Source organism: Pseudomonas sp. FP2196, assembly GCF_030687715.1.
Lineage (GTDB): Bacteria > Pseudomonadota > Gammaproteobacteria > Pseudomonadales > Pseudomonadaceae > Aquipseudomonas.
Genome location: NZ_CP117445.1, coordinates 4045482 through 4069931 on the forward strand (window position 1 = coordinate 4045482; position 24450 = coordinate 4069931).

Here is a 24450-nt window from a genome sequence, read left to right on the forward strand (position 1 = left end):
TTTGCCTGATGCACATCATCAACGCCCGACTGCGCAACCAGGAAGGTTTGCACGAATTGCACCTTGAGGACGGGCTGATCCGCAGCATCGCCCGGCAGACCGAAGCGCCGTCCCTCGGCCCGGACGACCTCGACGCCGGCGGCAATCTGGTGGTGCCGCCCTTCGTCGAGCCGCACATTCACCTCGACGCCACCCTCACCGCTGGCGAGCCGCGCTGGAACATGAGCGGCACGCTGTTCGAAGGCATTGAGTGCTGGGGCGAGCGCAAGGTCACCATCACCGAAGAAGACACCAAGACCCGCGCCAAGAAAACCATTCAGACCTTGGCCGCCCACGGCATCCAGCACGTGCGCACCCACGTCGATGTCACCGACCCGCAACTCACTGCACTCAAAGCCATGCTTGAAGTGCGCGAGGAAAGCCGGCATCTGATCGACCTGCAAATCGTTGCGTTCCCGCAGGAAGGCATCGAGTCATACCGCAACGGCCGCGAGCTGATGGAAGAAGCGATCCGCATGGGCGCGGACGTGGTCGGCGGGATTCCGCACTTTGAGTACACCCGCGATCAGGGTGTGAGTTCGGTGAAGTTCCTGATGGACCTGGCCGAACGCACCGGTTGCCTGGTCGACGTGCATTGCGACGAAACCGACGACCCGCATTCGCGCTTCCTTGAAGTGCTCGCCGAAGAGGCACGCAGCCGCGACATGGGCGCCCTTGTCACCGCCAGCCACACCACGGCGATGGGCTCTTACGACAACGCCTACTGCGCCAAACTGTTCCGCCTGCTCGGCCATTCCGGGATCAGTTTTGTCTCCTGTCCGACCGAAAGCATTCACCTGCAAGGCCGCTTTGACAACTTCCCGAAACGCCGTGGCGTGACCCGGGTGAACGAGTTGCTGGAAGCCGGGATGAACGTGTGTTTTGGCCAGGATTCCATCGTCGATCCGTGGTATCCGCTGGGCAACGGCAATATCCTGCGCGTGCTGGAAGCCGGGCTGCACATCTGCCACATGCTCGGTTACCGCAACCTGCAAAGTGCGCTGGATCTGGTGACCGACAACAGCGCCAAAGCCATGAACCTGGGCGAGCGATACGGCCTGGAACAGGGGCGCCCGGCGAACCTGCTGATTCTGTCGGCGGACAGCGATTACGAGGTTATTCGCAGTCAGGGTCTGCCGCTGTATTCGATTCGTGGCGGCGAGGTGCTGATGAAGCGGCAGATGCCGGTGGTGGAATTTATGTGAGGTATGGCAGCCGACGTCATCAGGTTGTGGTCGTCGACTGACTGAATCCGTGTAGCCAGGTAAAGCACATTTACGGTTATGGCGTGCGCTGTTCTTATCGCGAAACAGTAGAGCAAACCTGTCAGATCTGACAGGCGACACGCTCAGCGAACAGACTCACTGTGTCCTCTTGGGATCGACGGATCCGGAGAGGACGACCATGAACGCGATTTCACCGCTCAAGCTGTTTGTCTGGCTATGCCTGACCTTCACCGCGACGCTTACCGCTAACGCTGCAGTTCGCAACGGCAGTGGCGAAGAGATAATGCTGCAAGGGTTTCACTGGAACTCAAGCCGTAATTCCGAGCCGTGGGATTCGGTGCTCTTGCAAAAGGCTGCAACCATCGGCTACGACGGGTTCACGCTGATCTGGTTGCCGCCGGTCTGGACCGATACCTCCAGTTGGAGCAGCGCGCAGAGCAGCGGCGGCGGTGAAGGTTATTTCTGGAGCAGCTTCGACAAAAACAGCCGGTACGGTAGCGATCAGCAGCTTAAACAGGCGGCAGCGGCGCTCAACGCTGCCGGCGTCAAAGTTGTATACGACGTGGTGCCCAATCACATGCGCGATGATAAGGCGGTCACGTCAATGTTCCCCCGCGGCAGCCATGAATGGCGCCACGATTGCCTGCAATGTGATGAGGGCGATGCGTTCATGGATGGGGAGGCAGACCTGAACACAGCCAATCCCAGAGTGTTCGAGACCTTCAAGAACGAATTCATCAATCTGCGCGACAACTATGGTGCACAGGGCCTGCGCTTTGATTTCGTCCGCGGTTACGCTCCGGAGACGGTAGACCGCTGGATGAACGCCCTTGGCAGCCGGCAGTTCTGTGTCGGGGAGAACTGGAAAGGCCCTGACGAATATCCTGAAGGTGACTGGCGGCGCTCTGCCAGTTGGCAGGACGTGCTCAAGGATTGGTCGGATCGCTCGCATTGCACCGTGTTCGACTTCGCGCTCAAGGAGCGCATGCAAAATGGCTCGCTCGCCGAATGGCGCCATGGTTTGAACGGCAACCCGGATCCCGCCTGGCGCGCGATTGCGGTAACGTTCGTCGACAATCATGACACCGGCTATTCGCCCGGCGCCTACGGCGGACAACATCATTGGGCGCTGCCCGATGCGCAGGTCAATCTGGCGTACGCGTACATCCTCAGCAGTCCCGGTACGCCGACTGTGTATTGGCCGCACATGTACGATTGGCAGCGCGACCAACTCATCCGGCAGCTCATTAAGCTACGTAAAAGTGCTGCCATCCGGGCCGACTCGCCGATCCGCTTCAACACCCAATATTCGGGGCTGGTGGCCACGACCTCAGGTGCAAGTGGAACCTTGGTGATTGCGCTCAAATCCGATCTGCAACGGTTACCCGAGGGCATGGGCGCACCGACGCTGACGTGGGACAACGGCGATATCCGCATCTGGAGCAGACCGGCGCAATCGGCGGCAGTCGCGGTCAACGTCCACTGCGAAAACGCCAACCCGCAACCGGGTGAAGGGGTGTACGCCGCGGGCTCGTCTCTGGAGTTTGGCGCGTGGGATCCACAGCACGCGATTGCGCTGACCGCCACAGGCAATCGCTGGAGCGCGAGCATCGAAGTACCCGCGCAGCAGACACTCGAATGGAAGTGCATCGTGCGCGGGCAGAATGCTTCGCCGATCTACTGGCAACCGGGGGCGAATAATTCGTTCACCAGCGGCGTTGTAGCCGACACGGTCGGGCGGTTTTGATCGCGAATTGTCAGCGATTCCCTGTCCGCAGCGCTGCGCCAAACAGTTGCACGCCGGTCAGTTCGCCCGCTTGGGTCTGCAGCAGAATGGGCGCGGTTCCGCCGGGCATCACCACCTGAACTTCACCCGCCGCGACCCAACCGACACGCCACGCCGCACACGCCACCGCACTGGCGCTGGTGCCGGAAGACGCCGTCGGCCCTTCACCGCGCTCGAACACCCGCGCGACGATTCGCTGCTCCGACTCACGCACGGCCCATTGCAAGTTGACGCCTGCCGGGCACGGTTCTCCCGCGCCGGTCGGCTTGGCGTAGGCAATACGGGTCAAGCCCTGGGCCAGTGGCGATTCGCGCATCTGCTCGTTACTCGGTAACCCGGCAACGTCTGTCAGCAACGTCACGCAATGCGGATTACCGATGCGCACGAATTGGCTATGGTTCCATGCGGAGTCAAGTTGCCCCAAGGGTTGGACTTGGCTCACTTCACGACCATTGAATCGACTGCTTTGAACATTCTGCGCACCGACCGCTTGGGGCCCGAATGCGGGTTGGCCGAGGTCGAGCCAGAAACCCTTTACACCTTCGACTTCAGCAGACTTCACCGAAGTCTCCACCGGCTCGCCCTTGTCGTGATGAACACGTAGCAACGCCCCGTGCTCCGGCATCAGGCCCTGTTCGGTCAGGGCTTGCGAGAAAATCGTCAGGCCGTTGCCACTGCGCTCGGCCAAGGTACCGTCGGTGTTGACGATCAGCACGTCAAATGGCGCCGATGCCTGAAACGGGCCGATCAGCAAACCGTCGCTGCGGTGGGACTTGCTGTTCGCCGGACGCTGGCCTTCAGGCCAATCGCAGCAGAGCTTGATCGCCGCCTCACTCCACGACTGACGCGCCGAGGCACATTCGATGGCGTTTGCAGGCAAATCAATGCCCGCCTCCTGCAATGCTGCAGGTGAGATTACGCCGTAGATATTGCCTCGGGCATCATAGAACTGCGTCATCACTTTTTCTCCTTGCAGCCAAAGAAGTCCACTGTAAACCGCAATCCGCTGCAGGGGTGAGGCTGCTGGCGATAGCGGTGTGTCGGGGAAAAATATCGACAGATCCACCGCTATCGTGAGCAGGCTCGCTCCTACAGGTTAGGATGTCGGCTGCACGTCCCCGGAACAGCTGCGATCGAACCTCGACGCTGAATCAATGTCCTTCGGGGACGCGACGTTTTTTGCCAAGGATCGATATGACCAGCCTCAACCCCCAAGACACTTTCGTCCCCGGACGCCTGCAACAGATGTCCACGCGCATCGCTTTCTTCATCGCCGGGCTCGGCATTGCCGCGTGGGCGCCACTGGTGCCGTATGCCAAGGCGCGTGCCGGGCTTGATGAGGGCACACTGGGGCTGTTGCTCTTGTGTCTGGGGGTCGGTTCGATTCTGGCGATGCCGATGGCGGGGATTCTCGCCACGCGCTTCGGCTGCCGCAGAGTGGCGACTGGCGGCACCTTGCTGATCTGTGTGGCGTTGCCGCTGCTGGCGACGGTGTCGTCGATTCCGGCGTTGATCGCCACGCTGTTCATGTTTGGCGCCGGGCTTGGCACGGTGGATTCGACAGTGAACCTGCAAGCGGTGATCGTCGAACGGGCCAGCGGCAAAAACATGATGTCGGGCTTTCACGGCTTGTTCAGCCTCGGCGGGATCGTCGGCGCCGCCGGCGTGAGTGCCCTGCTCGGCCTCGGCCTGTCGCCGCTGGGCGCGATGCTGGTGGTGGTGGCGGTGTTGATCGCCGCGTTGTTCAAGTGTGTACCGCACATGTTGCCCTACGGCAGCGAAAGCTCAGGCCCCGCCTTCGCCATTCCCCACGGCATCGTGCTGTTCATTGGCGGGATGTGCTTTATCGTCTTCCTCACCGAAGGCGCGGCGCTGGACTGGAGCGCGGTGTTCCTGGCGCAAGAGCGCGGGATCGACACCGCCTATGCCGGACTCGGTTATGCGGCATTTGCCCTGACCATGACCGCCGGACGTTTGATGGGTGACCGGATTGTTCGGATTGTCGGGGCGACGCGGATCATTCTGTTTGGCGGTCTGTTGGCATCCGCCGGACTGTTTCTGGCGACGTTTGCACCGAGCTGGGAGGCCGCACTGGTCGGTTATGCGCTGGTCGGTGCCGGCTGTTCGAACATCGTGCCGGTGCTGTATACGGCGGTGGGCAAGCAGACGGTGATGCCGGAAAGCATCGCAGTGCCGGCGATTACTACGTTGGGTTATGCGGGGATTCTGGCGGGACCGGCGGTGATTGGTTTTGTTGCCCATGCCAGTAGTTTGAGTTTTGCTTTTGGGCTGATGGCAGTGCTGCTGGTGGCGGTGGCGATTGGTGGGAAGGTATTGAGAGTCTGAACTTGGTGCATCTGCCAGATTGTTGTTTTGGGGTTGGGATTGGGGGCATATCCTTTGCCGCGGGTGTTGCCACTGGCGGTTTCGCTCTTACAGCGACTCACTTTTCAAAACGCCGGAATGCCGGCCCAGCGAAAAGTAAGCAAAAGGCTTTGCCCCTGGCGTACGGCACTTCGCTGAGGCTCAGTGTTCCCTCGCTACGGTGTCCATCCGGGGGTGGGAGCGCAGCGACCGTTTGGCGTAGCCAAACACATCGAGAGGAGGTGCAGCGCAGCAAACCGCAGGCGACTGCCCCCGGATCAATCCCGCAGCGAAGGAACCCGAGCCAAAGCGAGGGCCGAACGTCAGGGCACAGACCTTTGGTTACTTTGGGGCGTTTGCCAAAGTGACCCGCCGTAAGGGCGGAACCCTAATCAGCCATCACCCCAAAAACGGATATTCACCCAATCAACCCATCAATCAGAACCCCACGCTGGCCTGCACAAAAAACGTCCGCGGCGCCCCCACATACATCCCCGAATTGTTATCACTGGAACGCGTGAAGTACTGCTTGTCGAAGACGTTCTTCACCCCCGCCCCCAGCTTCAGATTCGACACCTGCGGCCCAAAGTCATACCCCCCGCGCACGTTCCAGGTCACATAACCCGGAATATCGCCGTACTGCCCATCCGCCGTACCGTCAGTAATGTAATTGCCATTGAAACTGCCATCAGCATTCACCCCGGTACCCGGCGAGCGCTGCTTGGACTGAGCAAAACCATCAATATTGTAAGTCCAGCGATCAACGTCATACCGCAACCCCACCGTCGCCACCTGACGCGAATAAAACGGCAGATCACGCCCCTTGAACCCCGGAATCTCCCCTTCATACGTCGCACGGGTATAAGTAAAACCGGCATTCGCAGTCAGTCCATCAAGACGCGAATCCAGCGCCGCCATGTCGTAATGCACCGACGCTTCAATCCCCTGGTGCTTGGTCGCACCAAGATTGGTCCAGCCCACATCGTTGCTGATGTATTGCAGTTCATCGTCGAAGTCGATGTAGAACAGCGTCACTTCCCCGCCCCACACGTCATCGTTGTAGCGCGTACCGATCTCGTAAGTCTTGGCCTTTTCCGGCTCCAGACCGTTGGCGGTGTTGTCACCGGAACCACCCTGACCGAGCTGGAAATATTGCAGGCTGCCGAACGACGTCTCGTAGTTGGCGAACAGCTTCCACGCATCCGACAAGTGATACATCACGCTCAACGCCGGCAGCGGTTCGTTGCTTTCGATGCTGCGGTTTTTCTCCGGCACCGGTCTGCCGGCAGTGTCGAGCACGGCGCGGTCGTGCCAGTCGGTGCTGATGTGTTCGAAGCGAATACCCGGCGTAATCGTCCAATTGCCGACGTCGATTTTGTTGTCGACATACACAGAGTTGGCTTCAGTGCCGCCGGTGCGATCCTGAAACACATGGCCGTCGGAGGTCGGCGTAACCACCGGCTGATTGTTGACCAGCGCCAGACGGCTCGACTGCTCGTGCATCGCCTCTTTCAGATAGCGGTAACCGACGCTGACTTCCTGAGTCGTCGGGCCAACGTCAAACACGCGCGACACACGCGGCTCGATGCCCAAGGTGTAATAGGAGCGCGGATACGAGCTGAGGGTTTTCTGGTCGCGGGCGGCGATGGTGCTGCCACGGAAGCTGTCGGTGTAATAGGTCAGCACTTCGGCCTGGGTACGCTCATCGATCTGGCGAATCCACTTGAACGACACGTCTTTGCGCCGACCGGTGAAGTTGTCGTAGTCGCGCACCGAATCGTAGGGTTTGTCGTCGTACTGCTTCTGCGTCAGGCCACCGGGCATGTCGGCGCTGGCGTCGTAGTAGTGGAAGTTGAGGCTGAAATCGTCCTGATCGGTCGGCGCCCAATGGGTCTTGAGCAGCACGTCGTCGATGTCGTTGCCGTTGTTGCGCTCGCGGTAACCGTGGCCATTGACGCCCGAATACAGCAACGCCACGCCCATGCCGTTGTCGGCAGTGCCACCGAGGAACGCGGTGTCGATGTGCTTCCAGCCACCGTATTGGGTGGTTTCCAGCGTGGTGCCGATTTCACCGGTGGTTTTTTCCGGGATCGCGCGGGTGACGAAGTTGATCACCCCGCCGACGTTCTGCGGCCCATAACGCACGGAGCCGGCGCCGCGAACCACGTCGATGCTGTCAAGGTTGCCCGCAGAAATCGGCGCCATCGACAATTGCGGCTGACCGTACGGCGCGAACGCTGCCGGCACGCCATCGATCAGTACAGTGGAGCGCGGCGACAGACGCGACGTCAGGCCGCGTACGCCGACGTTCAGCGCGATGTCGCTGCCGCCGGTACCGTTGGAATCCTGCACCTGCACACCCGGCACCCGTTTGAGCACGTCACTGACGTTCATCGCGCCCTGCTCGACCATCGCTTCGCGGCGGATCACCGTACGCGCACCGGGGTGGTTCTGCACCACGGCCGCATCGGCATCACCAAGCCAGTCGCCGACCACTTTGATGTCGGTCACGCCCAGTTCCAGCGGGCCGTTGACGGGGGCCGTCGCGGCGGGCGACAGGGTCACTGAACCTTCGTTGATCTGATAATCCAGACCGCTGCCCTGCAGCAATTGGCGCAGCGCCTGCTCCGGCGAGATGTCGCCATCCACTGCAGGGGCTTGTTTACCGGCAACCAGATCGGGACTGAAAAACACCTGCAGCGAAGTTTGCTGCCCCAGTTCGCTCAGGGCCTGGCCCAGTGGCTGTGCGCGGATATGAATGGCGTCGGCAGCGAATGCCAGTGGCATGGCAGCATTGACCGCCAGCGCGAGGGCCAGCGGCAACCAGGGTGATTTCTTGTTGTTGGCAGAGGTGGTTTTCACGTCGAACGTAGTCCTGTGGATCGCAAGAGTGTGCGGCTGTTAATGCAAACCAGTTGCAGTTGAACAGGAAGACGATGAACTCGAAAAAAACCTGAATTTTATTTTGAGATTATTTCCTGACTGCCGTCCGCAAGGGTGCGCACGGCCACCGGCAGAATGCCCGGCAAGGCTTTGAGCAAGGCATCGGTGTTGTCGGATTTGAACACGCTGGTCAGGCGCAGACTGGCCACGGTGGGGTTGGCGACCGTCAACGGCTTATCGCGATAACGCGACACTTCGGCGGCAACTTCGCTGAGGCTGGCGTTGTTGAACACCAGTTTGCCGCCGCGCCACGCCGTCAGCTCCGCCGGGTTGACCGCGTAGGCCGCCGCGACTTTGCCTTGCGCATCGACATGGGTGCCGAGGCCCGCGGTCAGGCTGGTGAACTCGTTGTCCGGCGCAGCACGGCCCTGCACCTTGACCGTGCCCTGCTCCACCGCGACCCGGGTTTGCGTTAAATCCCGGCGCACATCGAAGCGAGTGCCAGTGACGGTAACCTTGCCGCTGCCAGCCTCGACCACGAAGGGCCGGGAGGTGTCATGTTCGACGCTGAACATCGCCTCGCCTTCAGTCAGCTCGATCAGCCGTCGATCCTTCTCATAGCGCACCTGCAAGCGGCTGCGACTGTTCAGATCAATCACCGAGCCGTCCGGCAACGCCACATGTTTACGTTCACCCAACGCCGTGGCGAACTCGGCGCTGTAGCTCCCCGGGTGATTCAAGCCGCTGAACAGACCCAGTCCAAGCGCCACCGCCAGCACACTGGCCGCCACGGCATAACGCAGAAGCGGACGGCGTTCGCGGCGCGCAGGCGTAGTTTCAACAAGGGCTTTGAGGCGAGACGCCGGCAGCAGATCCGCCGCCGTCCACAAGCCCTGGAGCAACTGGAATTCATCCCGGTGCTGCGGATGTTCATTCAGCCAGGCGTCGAAGCGCTGCTGCTCGTCGACACTGGCGGCCGGCTCCTGCAAACGCACAAACCAGCCAGCCGCGTCATCACGTACCGTCGTTTGCCCGCACGCGCAATCACGAGTATCCGTCATGGAATGTCCTGTTTGGCTGGGGATGAAAAAGCACGGCCGCTCATGATTGCAATCCGTCGAGGCGATCACGCAAATGCCGCAGGGTGCGGATCATATACTTTTCGACCATGTTCTTGGACAGGCCCAGGCGTTCGGCGATTTCCGCCTGGGTCAGGCCTTCGATTTTCTGCCAGACGAAAATCTTCCTGCAGTTGACCGGCAGCTCGCTGAGCGCCCGTTCGATGGAGTCGGCCAACTGGATCGCATGCATGTAATGCTCCGGGTCGCCGGACGACGACACACTGTGATCGATCGCCTCTGACTCCATGGCGCCGCGCCGATCCTCACGCCGATACCCATCCACCGCGATATTGCGCGCGGTCTGATGCAGATACGCCCGGGGTTGCTGCACCGCCGCCGAATCGGACTCAAGCACCCGCACAAAGGTGTCGTGCGCCAGATCCTCGGCCTGCGCGCGATTGCGCAAGCGGCGAGTCCAGGTGCCGATCAACTCTTCGTAATGCTCGAAAAAGCCGGGTCTGCGGGAACGCATGGGGGTATTGGCGACGTGCTGAGGGAAAGGGTGTGAATAGTAATGGTTACCATTAAGCCGAAGCAATGGATTCCTCGACCGACCGTCCGGGTCGCCTCTCCAGCTCAGCGTTTTATCGAAATCACTCCACTCATGTATTCATGCAGATCGCGCAGATCCTTAACGCTCCAGGCGTGCGGCGGTATTTTTACCCCGTTCTCCTGCAACGTTTTCGGAATCAGGTTGCCGTTCGGGCGAAGGATGATCGACGACACAATGACGCCCGGATACTCATTCAGTCGTTTTTTGAACGCGGACGTTGTCAGGTCGGGTGTGGGTGGATTGCTTTTATGCGCCAGTAGCCCTGTGCCTTTTATATCGGCTCCATGGCACACGGCGCATCGCTGCACATAGAGATTTTTGCCATTGCTGTTATCCGCAAAGGACACGGAAGGTTGAGCGATCAACCAAGCCCCGAGTACAGCGAAGAATGCTGTTTTCATTGTTTGCCTCCCTGGCATTCAAGAGGCGCAAGATAATGAGTTTTAACGCCTGGCGCAAAACCAATGCGGGAGCGAGCCAGCTCGCGAATGCGGTACATCAGTCACTCACTGCATTGACTGAATGGACGCCTTCGCGAACAGGCTCGCTCCCACAGTTTTTTGGTGGATGCCGGTTCAAGTGCATCCGCCACTGGCGGGTGGATCAACCTTTTTCGTCAATCCCCGCTTGCAGGGGCTGCCCTTCCAGGTGGCCGCTCAGGGTGACCGGGCCGACCTTCAGGTTGCCGTTTTCAAGAGAAACCGTCGGCGCGTTTTCTTCCTTTTTCTGTGGCAGATCCAGTCCGGCTTTCACGCCGTAATCGAAGTTGCTCAGGTCGGTGCTGCTGACCGTCGAGCCATTCAGATCAACCTTGCCCTCACGCGCAGAAATATGTGCACCAGTCAGTTGTGTGGCGCCGCCGACATTGAGATTTACTCCTTGGCTACCGCTGATCCCGGAGGCCTCAGCAACGCTGTCCTTGTGCGCGTATTCGCCCTGCGCTTTCAGACTTGGCTTGTAGTCGGTACCGGCGAGTTTTTCCTTGTCGCTGGGTGGATTCTTTTTCGCGGTCAGGCCCAGATCGACATCGACCTTGGCGTGGGTCTGCGAGTCCTGACGGCTTTCGACGGTCAGGTCTCCCGCAACGTTGCCGCTGACGTTTTGCGCATCGATCCGCGCACCCGAAAGCTGCGCATCGCCCGCGCTGTTGAGCACCACCCTGTCGGCCTTGATCAGGCTGTTCTGCTGCGTGGTGCCTTGCAAGTAATCCACGCCGACCTTGGCCCCGGCATTGAAGCCGTGATCGCTGCTGGCCTTCTCTTCGGCTGCTGTCGGTTTTTTGCTGCTCAGGTTACCGCCAGCATTCAGCGCCACATTCCAGTTGTTACGGCTGTCGGTGGATTGCGCCGACTCCTGCACATAACCGCCCTTCTGCGCATCGATGCTGACGTTTGGCGCGGTGACTTGAGTGCCTTGCAAATGAACCGCATCACCGCTCAGGGCGATACCGCTCTGGCTGTTGAGTTGGCCACCGGTCAGGGTCTGCGAGTGCTCGTTGACCTGACCAATGTTGAAGTTGCCGCTCAGATTACCGCCCTGATCACGGCTCTTCTCGCTGCTGGTTTTGCTGCCGCCGCCCTTCAAGCCACCGCCGAGATTGCTGCCGGTGGCGGTGTGAGTGTCAGTGGCTGCTTGCAGATCGAGTTTGCCGTCGGCGTGCAGATCGATGGCGCCCGCGCTGTCGATTTTCGTGCCTTGCTGAACCTGATCGCCCCCGCTGCTCAGTTGCACGCCGTTGCCGCTGATGCTCGCCACATGGGCCTGTGTGTCAGTGGTCTGCTTGCCGCTGTGATCGAGCTGGAACCCGGCGCCGAGGTCAACGTTGGTGCCATCGGTGCCTGGCAAGGTGCCGACCGTCAGCGAGCCATTGCCGCGCAGGCTGGTGTTGCTGCTGCTCTGGCGGTCGGTGGCCTGATGCAGCGCCAGGTCGCCGCCGGTCTTGATGCTCACGTTGCCCTGCCCGCCGTCGAAACGGCTGCCTTCGAACTGGGCATCGCCTGCGGTTTTGATGTTCACACCCTGGCTACCGGCATAACCGCCGACCACGGCGGTTATGCCGTCCTTGCTCGATTGGCTGCTGCCGCCCGCGCCGCTGCCGGCGACATTCACGTCCTCACCGGTTTTGGTGTAGACGCGCACATCAACCTTGGCATCTACCGCGTTATCAGTACTGCTGTGGGTGTTGTTCGCGGCATCGGCGACCAGTTTGTCGGCGCTGATGTTCACTTTGCCGGCGCCGGCGGTGTACTGGGTGCCTTGGTCGTGCAGCGTGCCCGCGACTTTCACGTCGACGTTGCCACCGTCAAAGCGGCTGACTACAGCGTTGCTGCTTTGCTGGGTTTTATTGGCGCTGCCGTGACCGACCGCAACGTCGATACCGACATTCGGTTGACCGAGATTAGCCAGCGCATCCTTGTCCGGCACTTTGCCGTTCAACGCATCTTTGACGACACCCGCAATCGGCCGGGCGATGTCTTTGTACTCGACGTTGGCACCGATGTCCGCCGACCAATTGCTCTCGGCGTGGGTGCTGCTATCAGTATTGCTGGCCGCGCGGTTGTCGACTTCGTTGGCCGCGATGTTCAGACCATTTCCGGCCTTCACCTGAGCACCTTCAGTGGCGAGCTTGTCGGCGTTGATTGTCAGGCCGCCGGCACTCTGCACACTGCTGGTTTGCGCCGTGGTTTTGCTCGTGGTGTCCTGCGAGGTGCTGTGGGCGAAATCGACGCCACTGCCGGCGCGGTCGAGGCCGCCGGTGTAATAAAAACCGCCGCCAGTGCTGGACGTCTCGGTGGTGGTTTTGTGGCTGTCCTGCTCGGCCAGCAACGACACGTTTTTACCGCTCAACGTCGTGTCGCCAGCGGTGGATTTAACGTCCGAGCCCTTGACCGTCAGATCGCCGCCAGCCCTCACCTGCACGGCGCCACCGCTGAGGCTGGAACCTTGCTGGGTGACGTCGTTGCGGGTCACCGTTTGCTGCTTGTCTTCGTAATGAATCCCGGCGCGGTACTGCTCCGGCGTTTGCTCTTTCGCATAAGCGTCGAAGCCACGGGTTTCAGTGGAGTTGCTGCTTTCGTGAGTGTTCTGCGCGGAATGCACGTTCACATGCCCCGCCGCGTCCGCCGTCAGCGCGCCGTCAGCCTTGACCGTCGAGCCAGCGACTTCAATGTCCTTGGCGCTCTTGAGCTTGAGGTTGCTGTCGGACACCAGTTCGCTGCGCACCGTGGTGCTGTCCTTGGCGTTCTGGCGCGACTCGTCTTTGCTGATGCCGAAGAACTTGCTGTCCTTGTCATGATTGTTGCTGTGCGAGGTGTCTTGGACACCGTCGATCAGCAGCGAACCTTTGTCGCTGATCACGCTCGCGTCGGTGCCGCCACGCACCTGACTGCCGCTGATACGCACGTCGTCAGCCTTGACGATCAGCTTGCCGGCCGCATTGATTTTGCTGCCCTGATGTTGGGTCTGGCCCTTGTCGGCATCGCCGGTTTTTCCAAAGAAACCACCGCCGACCAGATCGCCGGAATAACGATTGTCGCTGCTGCGATTGCTGCGTGTGGCGGTAGCGATTTCCACTTGTTTGCCGGCCAGTTGCAGGTCGCCCGAGCTGTCCAGTTCGGCGCCTTCGGAGCGCAACAATGCAGCGGTTTGCAGGGCGATGTTGCCAGCCTTCAACTGGGTGGTGACGCTGCGTTGCTCTTCGCTACTGGTGTTCCAATTGGCCTTCCACAGGTGCTTGCGATGGTTACCCTGATCGGTCTGGGTGTGGCTTTCGGTGGCCGCAGTCAGGCGCACATCGCCGCCGCTTTTCACATCCAGACTCTTCGCCGCTTCGACCTTGGCCGCGTTCAGTTCAGTGTCTTTGCCGGAGGACAGTTTCACGTCACGGCTGGCAACGATCTGGCTGCCGTGCTGACGCGTTTCGCTGTCGGTCTGGGTGCGATCGTAGGTTTCCCAGGTGATGCCGATGGTGCTGTTGTTCCAGTTCTCGCGTTTTTCCTGGAGCTTGCGGCTTTCGACCGTGCTCAGGGTCAGATTGCGCTTGGCATCAACCGTAACGTCACGGCCGCTGACATCGGTAGCGGCCAATGTCAGGTCCTTGCCGCTGTGCAGACCAACATCGCCCTGGCTGCTGCGGATGCCCGCGCGCGTCACGTCGAGACTGTTGGTCACGGCCTCACCGCTGACACTGAGGTCACCGGCCGAACGAATCTGCACGCCGTCACGCCCGGCCACTTGCACCGCGCCGACGCGCACGCCGGCACCTTCAGCGGTGCTGACAATGTTGATGCGTCCGGCCTGCATAGCGCCGAACAGGCTCGCGTCGATGCGTTGATCGGTGGTGTTGCCTGCCGCGTCCACGGTTTTCACCTGGCCGCTGGCGTAATCGACCTGATTGCGGCCAACGGTGAGGTTCAGTTGATCACGGGCAGTGAGCGCGCCCTGACTGTCGATACGCGGGGCGATCAGGTTGATCGAGCCCTCGCCGTTACGCAGGCCGCCGCTCTGAATCTGCAACTGGCCGCTGGCGTCACGGGTGCTCAGGGCTTGCAGTTTGCCGTCGTTCAACTCCGGGCGACCGACAACGAGGTTGGCGTTCGGCGTGTTGATGAAACTGCCGCCATTCACCGAAATGCCGTTGGGGTTGGCCAGCACATAATCGGCGGCGCGACCGAAGATTTCCTGGGCGCCGTTGATGGCCGACGGGTTGCGGCTGATCACTTCGTTGAGGATCACGCTCGCCGCTTGTCCTTGCAGTTGCGGGTTGGCTGCCAGTTGCCCGGCGAGTTGCGATTGCCCGGCCTGCAAGGCGTTGTTCAGTACCAGCCCCTGGCGGTCGACGTTGTAGTCGAGGAACTGGTTGTGCGACAGGCCCGAACCGTTGGGCGCGACGATGTTGACGATGGGCACACCGCCCTGGGTTTGCAATTGCGCGGTACCGCCGGGGCCGGGTGCGACGACGACACCACCGGCCAGAGCGCTGGGCAGGTGCACGGCGAAGAACAGGCTGGCGATCGCCCAACGCAATTTGCCCCGTGGGGAAAGATGAAATGCAAAGGTGTGTGCTGGCATAAAAACGTCTCCATGTGAGTACGGCATCACGTCGCGCGATTTTTCCTGGCCGTGGCTGTCGCGCTCAGATCCAACGGCTGTTTGTTCACTGCATTCTTCGTTTATGTAGCGCTCATATTTGTAAGCCGACCCGCATCAGCCAGGTCTGCGGCTCATGCTGCAGACCGTTGGGCGTGTTGAGGGCACGTTGGTAATCGACGTCCACTTGCAGGTTCTTCCAGCCCAGATTCAGGCCGACACTGGCGCCGCTCAGGCGTTGGCCCTGGGCGCCGTGATCGGCCTTGATCCAGCCATGGTCGAGACCGATGCGCGGGGTCATCTGCATCGGCCATTCGCTGCGCAGCGGCAGGCGCAAGGTGTTGCGCCAGATCGCGCCGCTGGCGCCGGACGCACTGCTGACCCGATAACCGCGAACCGCCGAATCATCAGTGCCGAGCAGTTGTTCGATGGCCGGCAACGGATCGGGGCTGTACTGCAAATTGAGCTGGCTCTGCCACTGCCACGCTTGCGCGCCGAACTGGCCATTGCGCCACTGGCTGAGGCCGGCGCGGTACTTGTGAAACTGCGCCTTGGGCAGGTTGTTGATCTGATGCTGCGAATCGTCATCGGCGCCAAACCAGCGCAGGCCTTGGGCGTAGTTGACGTCGAGGTTCCACACCGCGCGGTCGAGCCAGAACAGATTGAGTCCGGCTTCGGCCACGGTCAGGGTCGGGCTCTGAATTCCCAGGCGCACGTGTTCCAGATAGCTGTCGACGTCCTTGTGCGCCAGTTGCAGGTTGGCGCTGAGCTGGCGGCTCTGGTCGCGCCACAACACGCGATCGGCGCGCAGGCTGACCTGGTCGGTGATACCCGTGCTGTGAAAAGTCGTGCTTGGCAGTTTGAACGGCGCGCGGTATTCGGCGTGGCTGGCGAACACGCTGTAGGTCCAATAACCGTAAGGGATCGCGTAATACAGGCTGGCGTTGCGACTGTAGCGGTCGCCCTGATTGAGCGTGTCGCTGGCACTGAGACTTAACAGGTCGTTGAGTTCCAGCGGGCTGTCGAGACTCAAGCTGAGCGTGTCGCGGTCGCGCCCGGTGCTGGCACTGCCAAGGTTGTCGATTCCCGCGTTCAAGGCCCAGCGTGACTGCCCGGTGGTGCGCGAACGCAGGATGATTCGTGAGGCGCCGGGCTGGCTGCCGGGGGCGATATCGGCGGTCAGGTCAACAGAACGCAAGCGGTTCAACTGATCCAGACCTTGCTCCAGGTCACGCAGATTCAGCGGCCCACCGAGCATCCCCGGAAAAGCGCCACCAAGGGAAACCGGCAGGCTCTGATCGGCCAGTTCGATGGACTCGATGTAGCCCTCGTCGACCATGACGTCGAGCGACTGCCCCGCTGCCGGAGCGCTCGCCAGATAAGGACGGCTGGCGATATAGCCCTGCTCGACGTAGATCGCGGTGATGGTCGCCAGCAGGTGATTGATCTGGCCGACGCCCATGCACGGTGCCAGCAGCGGTTTGATCCGGGCGTTGAGTTTGCTGCTGTCGATCAATGTGACGCCGCCGATGCGCGTGCCGCTCAACGGCCAGCAGCGGTCATCGGGGGTTACGGTCTGGGGAATCGCCGGAGTGACCGTTGCCGGGCCGAACGCGCCGCGCTCCAGTTGCCGCTTCCTTTGCTCAAGCTGAAGTTGTTGCAGATCGCGCTGCTGTTGTTGCTGCTGGCGCAACACTTCCTGGCCCGGGACGACAGGTTCGGCCGCCTCAAGCGAGGAGGCACAGACACTCAACACAAAGGCCGACAACAGCGGGCAACGCGTGGCAAAACGACGAAACACAGCTTGAAGCGAATACGGCACGCAACTTCCTTGCAATCATCAAATGGCGTAATGCCACCCTATCAATGATCGTGATAGTCGGAGCCCTCCTACACAAATGCAAGACGCTTCCTACAGCGCTTACATTTCTTAAACAATTGATTTGCCAGACATCAGGGTTTCCCCTAGGGCCCGTCGGGAACCCGCATATAGCGCTTGGAGGGGCAACTTACGATCGGTCGAAGATTTCAATTGCCACTAAATATTACCTGCGTCATATTACATCCGTAATAACGACCCGTTTCCACAGGTATTTCGCCATGACCAGCATGCCCACCCTCGAAGCCGACCAGGCTGTGCCGGTGAAGACCAGGCCTACCCTGTTTAACCGCCTGTTGATCCCCAGCGCCGGTCTGATCGCGCTGGTGTTCGCCGGTTTATATGCCGCGCATTGGTGGGGCACCGGGCGTTTTCTTGAGGAAACCGACGATGCCTACATCGGTGGTGATGTCACTGTGATCGGGCCGAAAGTCGCCGGCTATATCGAAGAAGTGCTGGTCAGCGACAACCAGTCCGTGAAGGCCGGCGACGTGCTGATTCGTCTCGACGCTCGCGACTATCGCGCCAACCTGGCCAAAGCCGAAGGCGCGGTGGCGGCCGAACAGGCGCTTTTGGCCAACCTCGACGCCATCGAGCAACTGCAACACGCGGTGATCGGTCAGGCCCGCGCCGGCATTGATGCGGCGGGTGCCGAAACCGCGCGCTCGCGGGATGACAACGCGCGCTACAAACGTCTGGTGACCACCAATGCCGTCTCGGTGGAAAGCGCCCAGCGCGCCGACGCCACCTTCAAAACCGCCCAGGCCCTGAGTGCCCGCGCGCAAGCCGAACTGCTCGCCGCACAGCGCCAGCTCGCAGTGATCGATACCCAGAAACAGCAAGCCCGTGCCGCTCTCCAGCAGGCGCGCGCCGAACGTGATCTGGCGCAACTCAACCTCGGCTACACCGAACTGCGCGCCCCGGTCGATGGCGTCATCGGCAACCGCCGCGCGCGGGTCGGTGCCTACGCGCAGGCCGGCTCGCAGCAACTGTCGGTCGTGCCGGCCAGCGGCTTGTGGGTCGATGCCAACTTCAAGGAAGACCAGCTTGCAAGAATGCGCCCCGGCCAACGCGTGAGCATTCGTGCCGACGTGTTATCAGGTCAGCCATTCCACGGACGCCTCGACAGCCTCGCCCCCGCTACCGGTTCGCAATTCAGCGTACTGCCGCCGGAAAACGCCACCGGCAACTTCACCAAAATCGTCCAGCGCGTACCGGTGCGAATTCTGCTCGACCCGGCTGATGGCGTGCTCGGCCACTTGCGGCCCGGCCTGTCGGTGACCGCTGAAGTCGACACCCGCGCGCAACCTGAAACCAGCGCTGTGGCCGTCGCGCCATGAGCACCACCCTCGCCGCCCCGGCGCAACCGTTCAATGCGGCGGACATGCCGACCGCGACCAAAGTCTTCGCCTTCGCCACGATGTGCATCGGTATGTTCATTGCGCTGCTGGATATACAAATTGTCTCGGCGTCGTTGCGCGATATTGGCGGCGGTCTTTCCGCCGGCACCGACGAAACCGCGTGGGTGCAGACCAGTTACCTGATCGCCGAGATCATCGTGATCCCGCTGTCGGGTTGGCTGTCGCGGGTGTTTTCCACACGCTGGCTGTTCTGCGCCTCGGCGGTCGGCTTCACCCTCGCCAGCCTGCTCTGCGGCGTCGCCTGGAATATCCAGAGCATGATTGCCTTTCGCGCGCTGCAAGGCTTTCTCGGCGGCTCGATGATTCCGCTGGTATTCACCACCGCGTTCTTTTTCTTCACCGGCAAACAACGGGTGATTGCCGCCGCAACCATCGGCGCGGTCGCTTCACTGGCGCCGACATTGGGGCCGGTGATCGGTGGCTGGATTACCGATATTTCCTCGTGGCACTGGCTGTTCTATATCAACTTGGTACCTGGGATTTTCGTTGCCGTGGCGGTGCCGATGCTGGTGAAGATCGACCAGCCGGAACTGTCGCTGCTCAAAGGCGCGGACTATCTGAGCATGGTGTTTCTGGCGCTGTTTCTCGGCTGCCTGGAATACACCCTTGAAGAAGGCCCGCGCTGGAACTGGTTCAGCGATCAGACGATTCTGACCACCGCGTGGATCAGCGGGTTGGCGGGATTGGCCTTCATCGGCCGCACCTTGCACGTGGCCAATCCGATCGTCGATCTGCGCGCACTCAAGGATCGCAACTTCGCCCTCGGCTGCTTTTTTTCGTTCGTCACCGGGATTGGTCTGTTCGCGACGATTTACCTGACGCCGCTGTTCCTCGGCCGAGTGCGCGGTTACAGCGCGCTGGACATTGGTCTGGCGGTTTTCTCCACCGGGGTGTTCCAGATCATGGCGATTCCGCTGTATGCCTTTCTGGCCAACCGGATGGATCTGCGCTGGATCATGATGATCGGGTTGGGTTTGTTCGCGGTGTCGATGTGGGAATTCAGCCCGATCACCCACGATTGGGGCGCCGGCGAATTGATGCTGCCGCAAGCCTTGCGCGGGATTGCCCAGCAACTGGCGGTGCCGCCGGCGGTGACGCTTACCCTTGGCGGGCTAGCGCCGGCGCGGCTCAAGCATGCGTCGGGCCTGTTCAACCTGATGCGCAATCTGGGTGGCGCGATTGGCATTGCTGCCTGCGCGACCATTCTCAATGACCGCACTAACCTGCACTTCACACGGCTGGCGGAACATCTGAACAGCAGCAACGAGGCGATGAATCAGTGGCTGTCGCAGGTCGGCGGCAACCTCGCCACCCTGGGCCAGAGCGGCGACATCGGCGTCACCGCCAGCCTGCGTCAGCTATGGCTGCTGACCTACCGCGAGGCGCAAACGCAAACCTACGGTGACACCTTTCTGATGATCATGGCGTGCTTCGTCATCGCCACGGCGATGGTGCCCTTGATGCGCAAGGTGCAACCACCGGCCGCGCCGAGTGCCGAAGCCCATTAAAACGCTAACCCTGCAGGAGCTGCGGCACGCTGCGATCTTTTGACTTTGATTGTAAAAAACAAGATCAAAAGATCGTCCGATCGCGGCCCGAGCCTTCGGCAACTCCTACAGGGGTGGGTGATCAGGCTTGCGGGATTTTGCGGAAGCCCACTGCCAGACGGTTCCAGCTGTTGATGGTGTTGATTGCGACGCTCAGGTCGACCATTTCCTTGGGCGAGAACTGCGCGGCGACGACTTCGTAGTCTTCGTCCGGGGCGTGGGTCAGGCTCAATTGGGTCAGCGACTCGGTCCACAGCAGCGCCGCACGTTCGCGGTCGCTGAAGAACGGTGCTTCGCGCCATGCCGTCACGGCGAACAGGCGACGTGGAGTTTCGCCGCCCTTGATCGCATCAGCGGTGTGCATGTCGATGCAAAAGGCGCAGCCGTTGATCTGCGAGGCGCGCAGCTTGACCAACTCGATCAGGGTCTTTTCCAGCGGCAGTTTGGAGACGGCGGTTTCCAGGGCCATCATCGCTTTCAGGGCATCTGGGGACGCGGTGTAGAAATCGATACGTGGTTTCATGGCGGGTTACCGGGGCGAGTGAATGTGTGACTACGTTAGTCCCGGCGCGTGGTTCGACAAATAGCCAATATTCGCGAAGATCAGGAGGCCACTTGATTGACCGCTCGTCACTCGACCGGCACCAAGCGTTCGGCGCGTCAGACCAATATCAGGTAAATCCCCTTTTTGGAGACCTACCATGATCACGCGCAAATTCACCTCGTTATTGCTCGCCGGCCTGCTGGCCACGGCTTCGGGCGCCAGCTTCGCGGCCAACGATGGCGCTGATGCGACCGGCACCAAATCCGGCGCCACCAGCGGCTCGACCATGCCGCCAGACAACACGCCGGGCGCGCCTTCTGGTGGTAGCGGTTCCAATGGCGCCGGTTCCGGTACCGGCACTAATGGCGGCGCCAGCGGTTCGGGCTCGGGTGCCGGTGGCGGCACCGGTTCGGCAGGTGGCGGGACTGGCGGTGCGGGCGGTGGCACGGGCGGCTGAACGAACAAGAGCCACCCTTGGTGAGAACGCTCCTTTGAGTGTTTCCACAATCCTCGCTCAATGAAAATCCCTGTGGGAGCTGGCTGGCCAGCGATGGCGTCAGCACGGTCAACATCTTCTTGGGCTGACAGACCGCTATCGCTGGCAAGCCAGCTCCCACACGTTTTTGTGCTGATTTGTGGTTAGCGATCGGAGCGCATGAGTTCCGCTGAACCGTCCTCCGGCGACAGCACCGCCGCCCGGTTGCGCCCGGCATTTTTCGCCTGATACAGCGCCGCATCCGCCCGTTGGATAAACACTTCCGGGCTGTCATTGCCATTGGGAATAAATGAGTAACAGCCCAGACTCACGGTGAGATATTCGGTGGGTGATCCGCTGTGGGTAATGCGTTTGTCGATCACGCTGCGGCGAATCTGCCCGGCTATCGCCAATGCGCCGTTGATGTCGGTATCGGGCAACAGCACCGCGAACTCCTCGCCCCCGTAGCGCACCGCCAGATCCGACTTGCGCTGGCAGCAGTTCTTCAGCACCTGCGCCACTTGCATCAGACAATGATCGCCGGCCACGTGGCCATAAGCATCGTTGTAACGCTTGAAAAAATCGATATCGAGCATGATCAGGCTGACCGGGCTGACCTGCCGCGCGCCCCGGGCAAACTCGATTTCGAGTGACCGTTCAAACAGTCGCCGGTTGGCCAGTCCGGTGAGACTGTCGTGGGTGGCAATCTGCTCCAGCGAGCGTTGTGCCTGGCGCAGGTTCTTCTCGATCCGCTCACCGTTGCGAACCTGATGGATAAACACCCAGCCAAACAGCCCAATACCCAGGATCACCAGCGCCACGATCACGCTGGACTGGAACGCACGTTCATACCAACCCTTGAGAATTGTGTCCCGCGAGGTCGCGGCAGACACCACCAACGGATACGACGCCAGTTGTCGATAGCCGTACAAACGGTTAACGCCATCGACCACCGAATCGATCATCGCCGTGCCGGCCGCCGCACTCGGCAGCAGTTTCTGATAGATCTCGCCCTGAGCCAGTGACGTACCAATCAGCGATTCATCAAACGGTCGGCGGGCAAGCAAGGTGCCGTCGGTCAGGCCGAGAAACATGATGCCGTTGTCGTCGAGGCTGAAGCTTTTGAAGAATTGGTCGAAGTACGCCATCTTGATTCCGGCCAGCAACACACCTTGAAAATTGCCGGCGCGGTCGTTGACGCGCTTGGAGATCGGGATGATCCACTCGCCATCCTCGCGGTTGCGAATCGCCGGGCCGATGTGCGCCACGGTCGAGGCGTTCTGCTGATGGAACTTGAAGTACTCACGGTCAGCCACGTTGATGCCATGGGGCAGATCGTTGAATGAGGTAAGCACCCACTGTCCCTGCTGGTCGAACAGGAACATGCCGTGTAACTGACTCAGTTGCTGCACCCGGCGGGCGAAGGTTCTTTGCAGGCGCGGCTTCTGCGCCGCGCCGTAACCATCATCCTGAATCCAGTCGACCAGGCTGGTCATCACCAGATCCGCCGCGAGAAACGTGTCTTCTGCCTGCTGCGCCATCGCCCGGGTCAGGTTGCTCGAGGCCATTTGCGCCACCGCCAGATCCTGACGCCGCGACTGCTCCAGTTGCAGGTACAGCAAACCGAACAGGCACAGGCTCACCGCAACGACAAACAACACCGCCGCTTTTCGTAACGGCAGGCGTTTAAGCGCGCCGGGGGCCTGTTGCGGATCGTGAATGGGGATTGGCAAAAGCATGTCCTGGGCAGGTACGACAGGGGCGCGAGCCCGAAACCCTTATGTTTTGTGAGCTTAGTTCACACGGATGCAGGGGGCAAACACCCCGCTCTCGCCCAGTTGTATCGGCGCGCGGTGGATTTGGATGATCGCCACAGGTCGATTTATTTTTACGATTGGTTTTGCAGTAGATAAGCAGCGTGGACACGAGGCCCCTGTGGCGAGGGGATTTATCCCCGATGGGTCGCGCAGCGGCCCAAGAAACCGGACTGCTGCGCAGTCCATCGGGGATAAATCCCCTCACCACAGGTTCAGAGCAGAGAGCACTGAGCTCTCTGCTCTCTGCTCTCTGCTCTCTGCTCTCTGTTCAATGCTCAGCGCTCAGCGCTCAGCGCTCAGCAATTCTGATTCAAATCACCTCAGCGCGACGGCGGCACCCGAATATCCCCCGCCCGGCACTGCGTCTTCACCCCTTTGCCACAGGCGCCAGGCTGCAAGTCTTTACCCATGCACACGCGCACCTCCGACAATTCCGGGCCGCTGCAAATCACCGCGATGCCATCCGCCGCAATTCCCGGGTTGGCCTTGCGGAACAAGTCGGCGATTTCTTGCGCCTCAAAGTAATAGGACGTGCTGAACGGTTGCAGCTCTTGCGGGATTTTCACCGCGCCAACAGCCTTATCCGCCGCATCCAGATAGCCCATCGCGCCGAGACCACTGCATGTGCCATGTTTCGACCATTCGTGATCAAGCAACTTCTTGGTCGGGAACAGCGTCATGCCCTTGCTGCTTTCCGCCGCCGACAGTGTGGTCAAAGGCGGGCAGGACTGCGGCCAGCCGCCCTTGGCATATTGCGGCCACAAACCATGCAGGACGAAGCCGTAACCTTTACCGGAACACTGCACGTCATCCTTGTGCGTGAGGCAAAACGTCGGTGACCAGGACAGCGCCAACAGGTAGTAATCGAATACCCCCGCCACCGATTCCGCCTGCACCTTGCCGGACTGGGATTGACGCGCCGAACTCAGACCGACGCTACCGGCCGTCAGCGCAATCACCGCCAAAATTGTAAACAGCTTTTTCATGTACCCGCTCCTTGGGACGCCTGCGTCCGTGGTTTTCGTTCCTGACCAGACGTGGTCAGGGCTGATTTGGACACGCCAGTGTTGCAAGCGCATGACGCAAGGCAAGGCCGTACCCCGTTGAAAGGTCTACGATTAATAAGCAGCTATCAAACACAGGGATCCGAAATGAGTAAAGCAGACGAACTCGCCGCGAAGCTCCAGCAAACCCGGCACACCCGCGCGGCCGGCATCACCTGCGCGGCACTGGAAATCGATTGCTGGCCGGCGCAGGTCTACGACCTGTACCACCGCATCGAGGCGTGGCTGCAACCGGTGACCGAAGTCGGCCTGAAGATTCGGCGCAATCCTACGCACATTTGCGAAACCTCCCCGGATGGTGAATCCCACGACTACGCCATCGACCAACTGGTGATCGACGCGAATAACCAAAGCCTGACATTTGATCCCATCGCCCGCTTTACCGAGGATGGCGCCGGCCGCGTGCAAATCACCCTGCCGGAGCGAAACACCTATCTGTTGCGCACCGTCGATGAACACCACGAAAGCCACTGGTGGCTACAGACCGTTGAAACCGGGCAGGAGCTGGATGCGATTGCATTGACGGAAAACAACCTGTTGCAGGTGGTGCAGGAAGGGTTGGGGCTTTAGGTCATTGCTGAACCTGTCAAAACTGTAATCTGCCCCTCAGCCAACTGAAAGCTTACGCTGGTTAGCCTCCCTG

Annotated in this window: 17 protein-coding genes; 7 read left to right on the top strand and 10 right to left on the bottom strand. The window is 60.7% G+C overall.

All coding sequences use genetic code 11. The features are described from left to right. The first annotated feature begins 8 nt into the window (after positions 1 to 8). Positions 9 to 1244 carry a cytosine deaminase gene (codA, locus tag PSH79_RS18065; RefSeq protein WP_305438799.1) on the top strand — a complete coding sequence of 412 codons (1236 nt, stop codon included), beginning with the start codon at positions 9 to 11 and terminating at the stop codon, positions 1242 to 1244. A 199-nt stretch (positions 1245 to 1443) separates the two neighbouring features. Further along, positions 1444 to 3012 carry a glucan 1,4-alpha-maltotetraohydrolase domain-containing protein gene (locus PSH79_RS18070; protein ID WP_305438800.1) on the top strand — a complete coding sequence of 523 codons (1569 nt, stop codon included), beginning with the start codon at positions 1444 to 1446 and terminating at the stop codon, positions 3010 to 3012. A gap of 10 nt (positions 3013 to 3022) precedes the next feature. Here the strand turns inward: PSH79_RS18070 and PSH79_RS18075 are convergent, their stop codons facing one another. Next, a complete protein-coding gene (locus tag PSH79_RS18075) occupies positions 3023 to 4009 on the bottom strand; it encodes a diaminopimelate epimerase (protein WP_305438801.1) in 987 nt (328 codons plus the stop codon). A 236-nt stretch (positions 4010 to 4245) separates the two neighbouring features. Between PSH79_RS18075 and PSH79_RS18080 the strand changes: the two genes are divergently transcribed. After that, complete coding sequence (locus tag PSH79_RS18080; RefSeq protein WP_305438802.1) at positions 4246 to 5397, top strand: MFS transporter; 1152 nt, start codon at positions 4246 to 4248, stop codon at positions 5395 to 5397. Positions 5398 to 5853: 456 nt separating this feature from the next. Here PSH79_RS18080 and PSH79_RS18085 read toward each other — a convergent pair whose 3' ends face one another. From PSH79_RS18085 to PSH79_RS18110, 6 genes are all read right to left on the bottom strand, one after another. Then, positions 5854 to 8277, bottom strand: a complete 2424-nt coding sequence (locus tag PSH79_RS18085) for a TonB-dependent receptor (RefSeq protein WP_305438803.1) — start codon at positions 8275 to 8277, stop codon at positions 5854 to 5856. Positions 8278 to 8375: 98 nt separating this feature from the next. Further along, positions 8376 to 9359: a FecR family protein gene (locus PSH79_RS18090; protein WP_305438805.1), complete on the bottom strand. Its 984-nt coding sequence runs from the start codon at positions 9357 to 9359 to the stop codon at positions 8376 to 8378. A 40-nt stretch (positions 9360 to 9399) separates the two neighbouring features. Next, complete coding sequence (locus tag PSH79_RS18095; protein WP_305438806.1) at positions 9400 to 9891, bottom strand: sigma-70 family RNA polymerase sigma factor; 492 nt, start codon at positions 9889 to 9891, stop codon at positions 9400 to 9402. Positions 9892 to 9995: 104 nt separating this feature from the next. Continuing rightward, the gene (locus tag PSH79_RS18100; protein ID WP_305438807.1) at positions 9996 to 10373 is read right to left on the bottom strand and encodes a cytochrome c; all 378 of its coding nucleotides are present in this window, start codon (positions 10371 to 10373) and stop codon (positions 9996 to 9998) included. Between the two features lie 202 nt (positions 10374 to 10575). Next, entirely contained in the window at positions 10576 to 15042 is a 4467-nt protein-coding gene (locus tag PSH79_RS18105; protein WP_305438808.1) for a hemagglutinin repeat-containing protein, read from the bottom strand. A gap of 112 nt (positions 15043 to 15154) precedes the next feature. Beyond that, the gene (locus PSH79_RS18110) at positions 15155 to 16882 is read right to left on the bottom strand and encodes a ShlB/FhaC/HecB family hemolysin secretion/activation protein (protein WP_305438810.1); all 1728 of its coding nucleotides are present in this window, start codon (positions 16880 to 16882) and stop codon (positions 15155 to 15157) included. A 278-nt stretch (positions 16883 to 17160) separates the two neighbouring features. Here PSH79_RS18110 and PSH79_RS18115 point away from each other — a divergent pair, with 278 nt between their 5' ends. Next, positions 17161 to 18279, top strand: a complete 1119-nt coding sequence (locus PSH79_RS18115; RefSeq protein WP_305438812.1) for an HlyD family secretion protein — start codon at positions 17161 to 17163, stop codon at positions 18277 to 18279. Next, the gene (locus PSH79_RS18120; protein ID WP_305438813.1) at positions 18276 to 19868 is read left to right on the top strand and encodes a DHA2 family efflux MFS transporter permease subunit; all 1593 of its coding nucleotides are present in this window, start codon (positions 18276 to 18278) and stop codon (positions 19866 to 19868) included. Before PSH79_RS18115 ends, PSH79_RS18120 begins: the two co-directional genes overlap by 4 nt. Positions 19869 to 19989: 121 nt before the next feature. Here the strand turns inward: PSH79_RS18120 and PSH79_RS18125 are convergent, their stop codons facing one another. Beyond that, positions 19990 to 20430, bottom strand: coding sequence for a carboxymuconolactone decarboxylase family protein (locus tag PSH79_RS18125; RefSeq protein WP_305438814.1), 441 nt, complete (start codon positions 20428 to 20430; stop codon positions 19990 to 19992). 178 nt (positions 20431 to 20608) lie between these two features. Between PSH79_RS18125 and PSH79_RS18130 the strand changes: the two genes are divergently transcribed. Further along, positions 20609 to 20908, top strand: a complete 300-nt coding sequence (locus PSH79_RS18130) for a hypothetical protein (protein WP_305438815.1) — start codon at positions 20609 to 20611, stop codon at positions 20906 to 20908. Positions 20909 to 21090: 182 nt separating this feature from the next. On the opposite strand, the gene PSH79_RS18135 is transcribed toward PSH79_RS18130, so the two are convergent. After that, positions 21091 to 22659, bottom strand: coding sequence for a sensor domain-containing diguanylate cyclase (locus PSH79_RS18135; protein WP_305438816.1), 1569 nt, complete (start codon positions 22657 to 22659; stop codon positions 21091 to 21093). 404 nt (positions 22660 to 23063) lie between these two features. Next, positions 23064 to 23729 (bottom strand): ribonuclease T2, encoded by a 666-nt coding sequence (locus PSH79_RS18140; RefSeq protein WP_305438817.1) that lies wholly within the window; start codon positions 23727 to 23729, stop codon positions 23064 to 23066. 165 nt (positions 23730 to 23894) lie between these two features. Between PSH79_RS18140 and PSH79_RS18145 the strand changes: the two genes are divergently transcribed. Beyond that, positions 23895 to 24377 carry a hypothetical protein gene (locus PSH79_RS18145; RefSeq protein WP_305438818.1) on the top strand — a complete coding sequence of 161 codons (483 nt, stop codon included), beginning with the start codon at positions 23895 to 23897 and terminating at the stop codon, positions 24375 to 24377. Positions 24378 to 24450 lie beyond the last annotated feature (73 nt).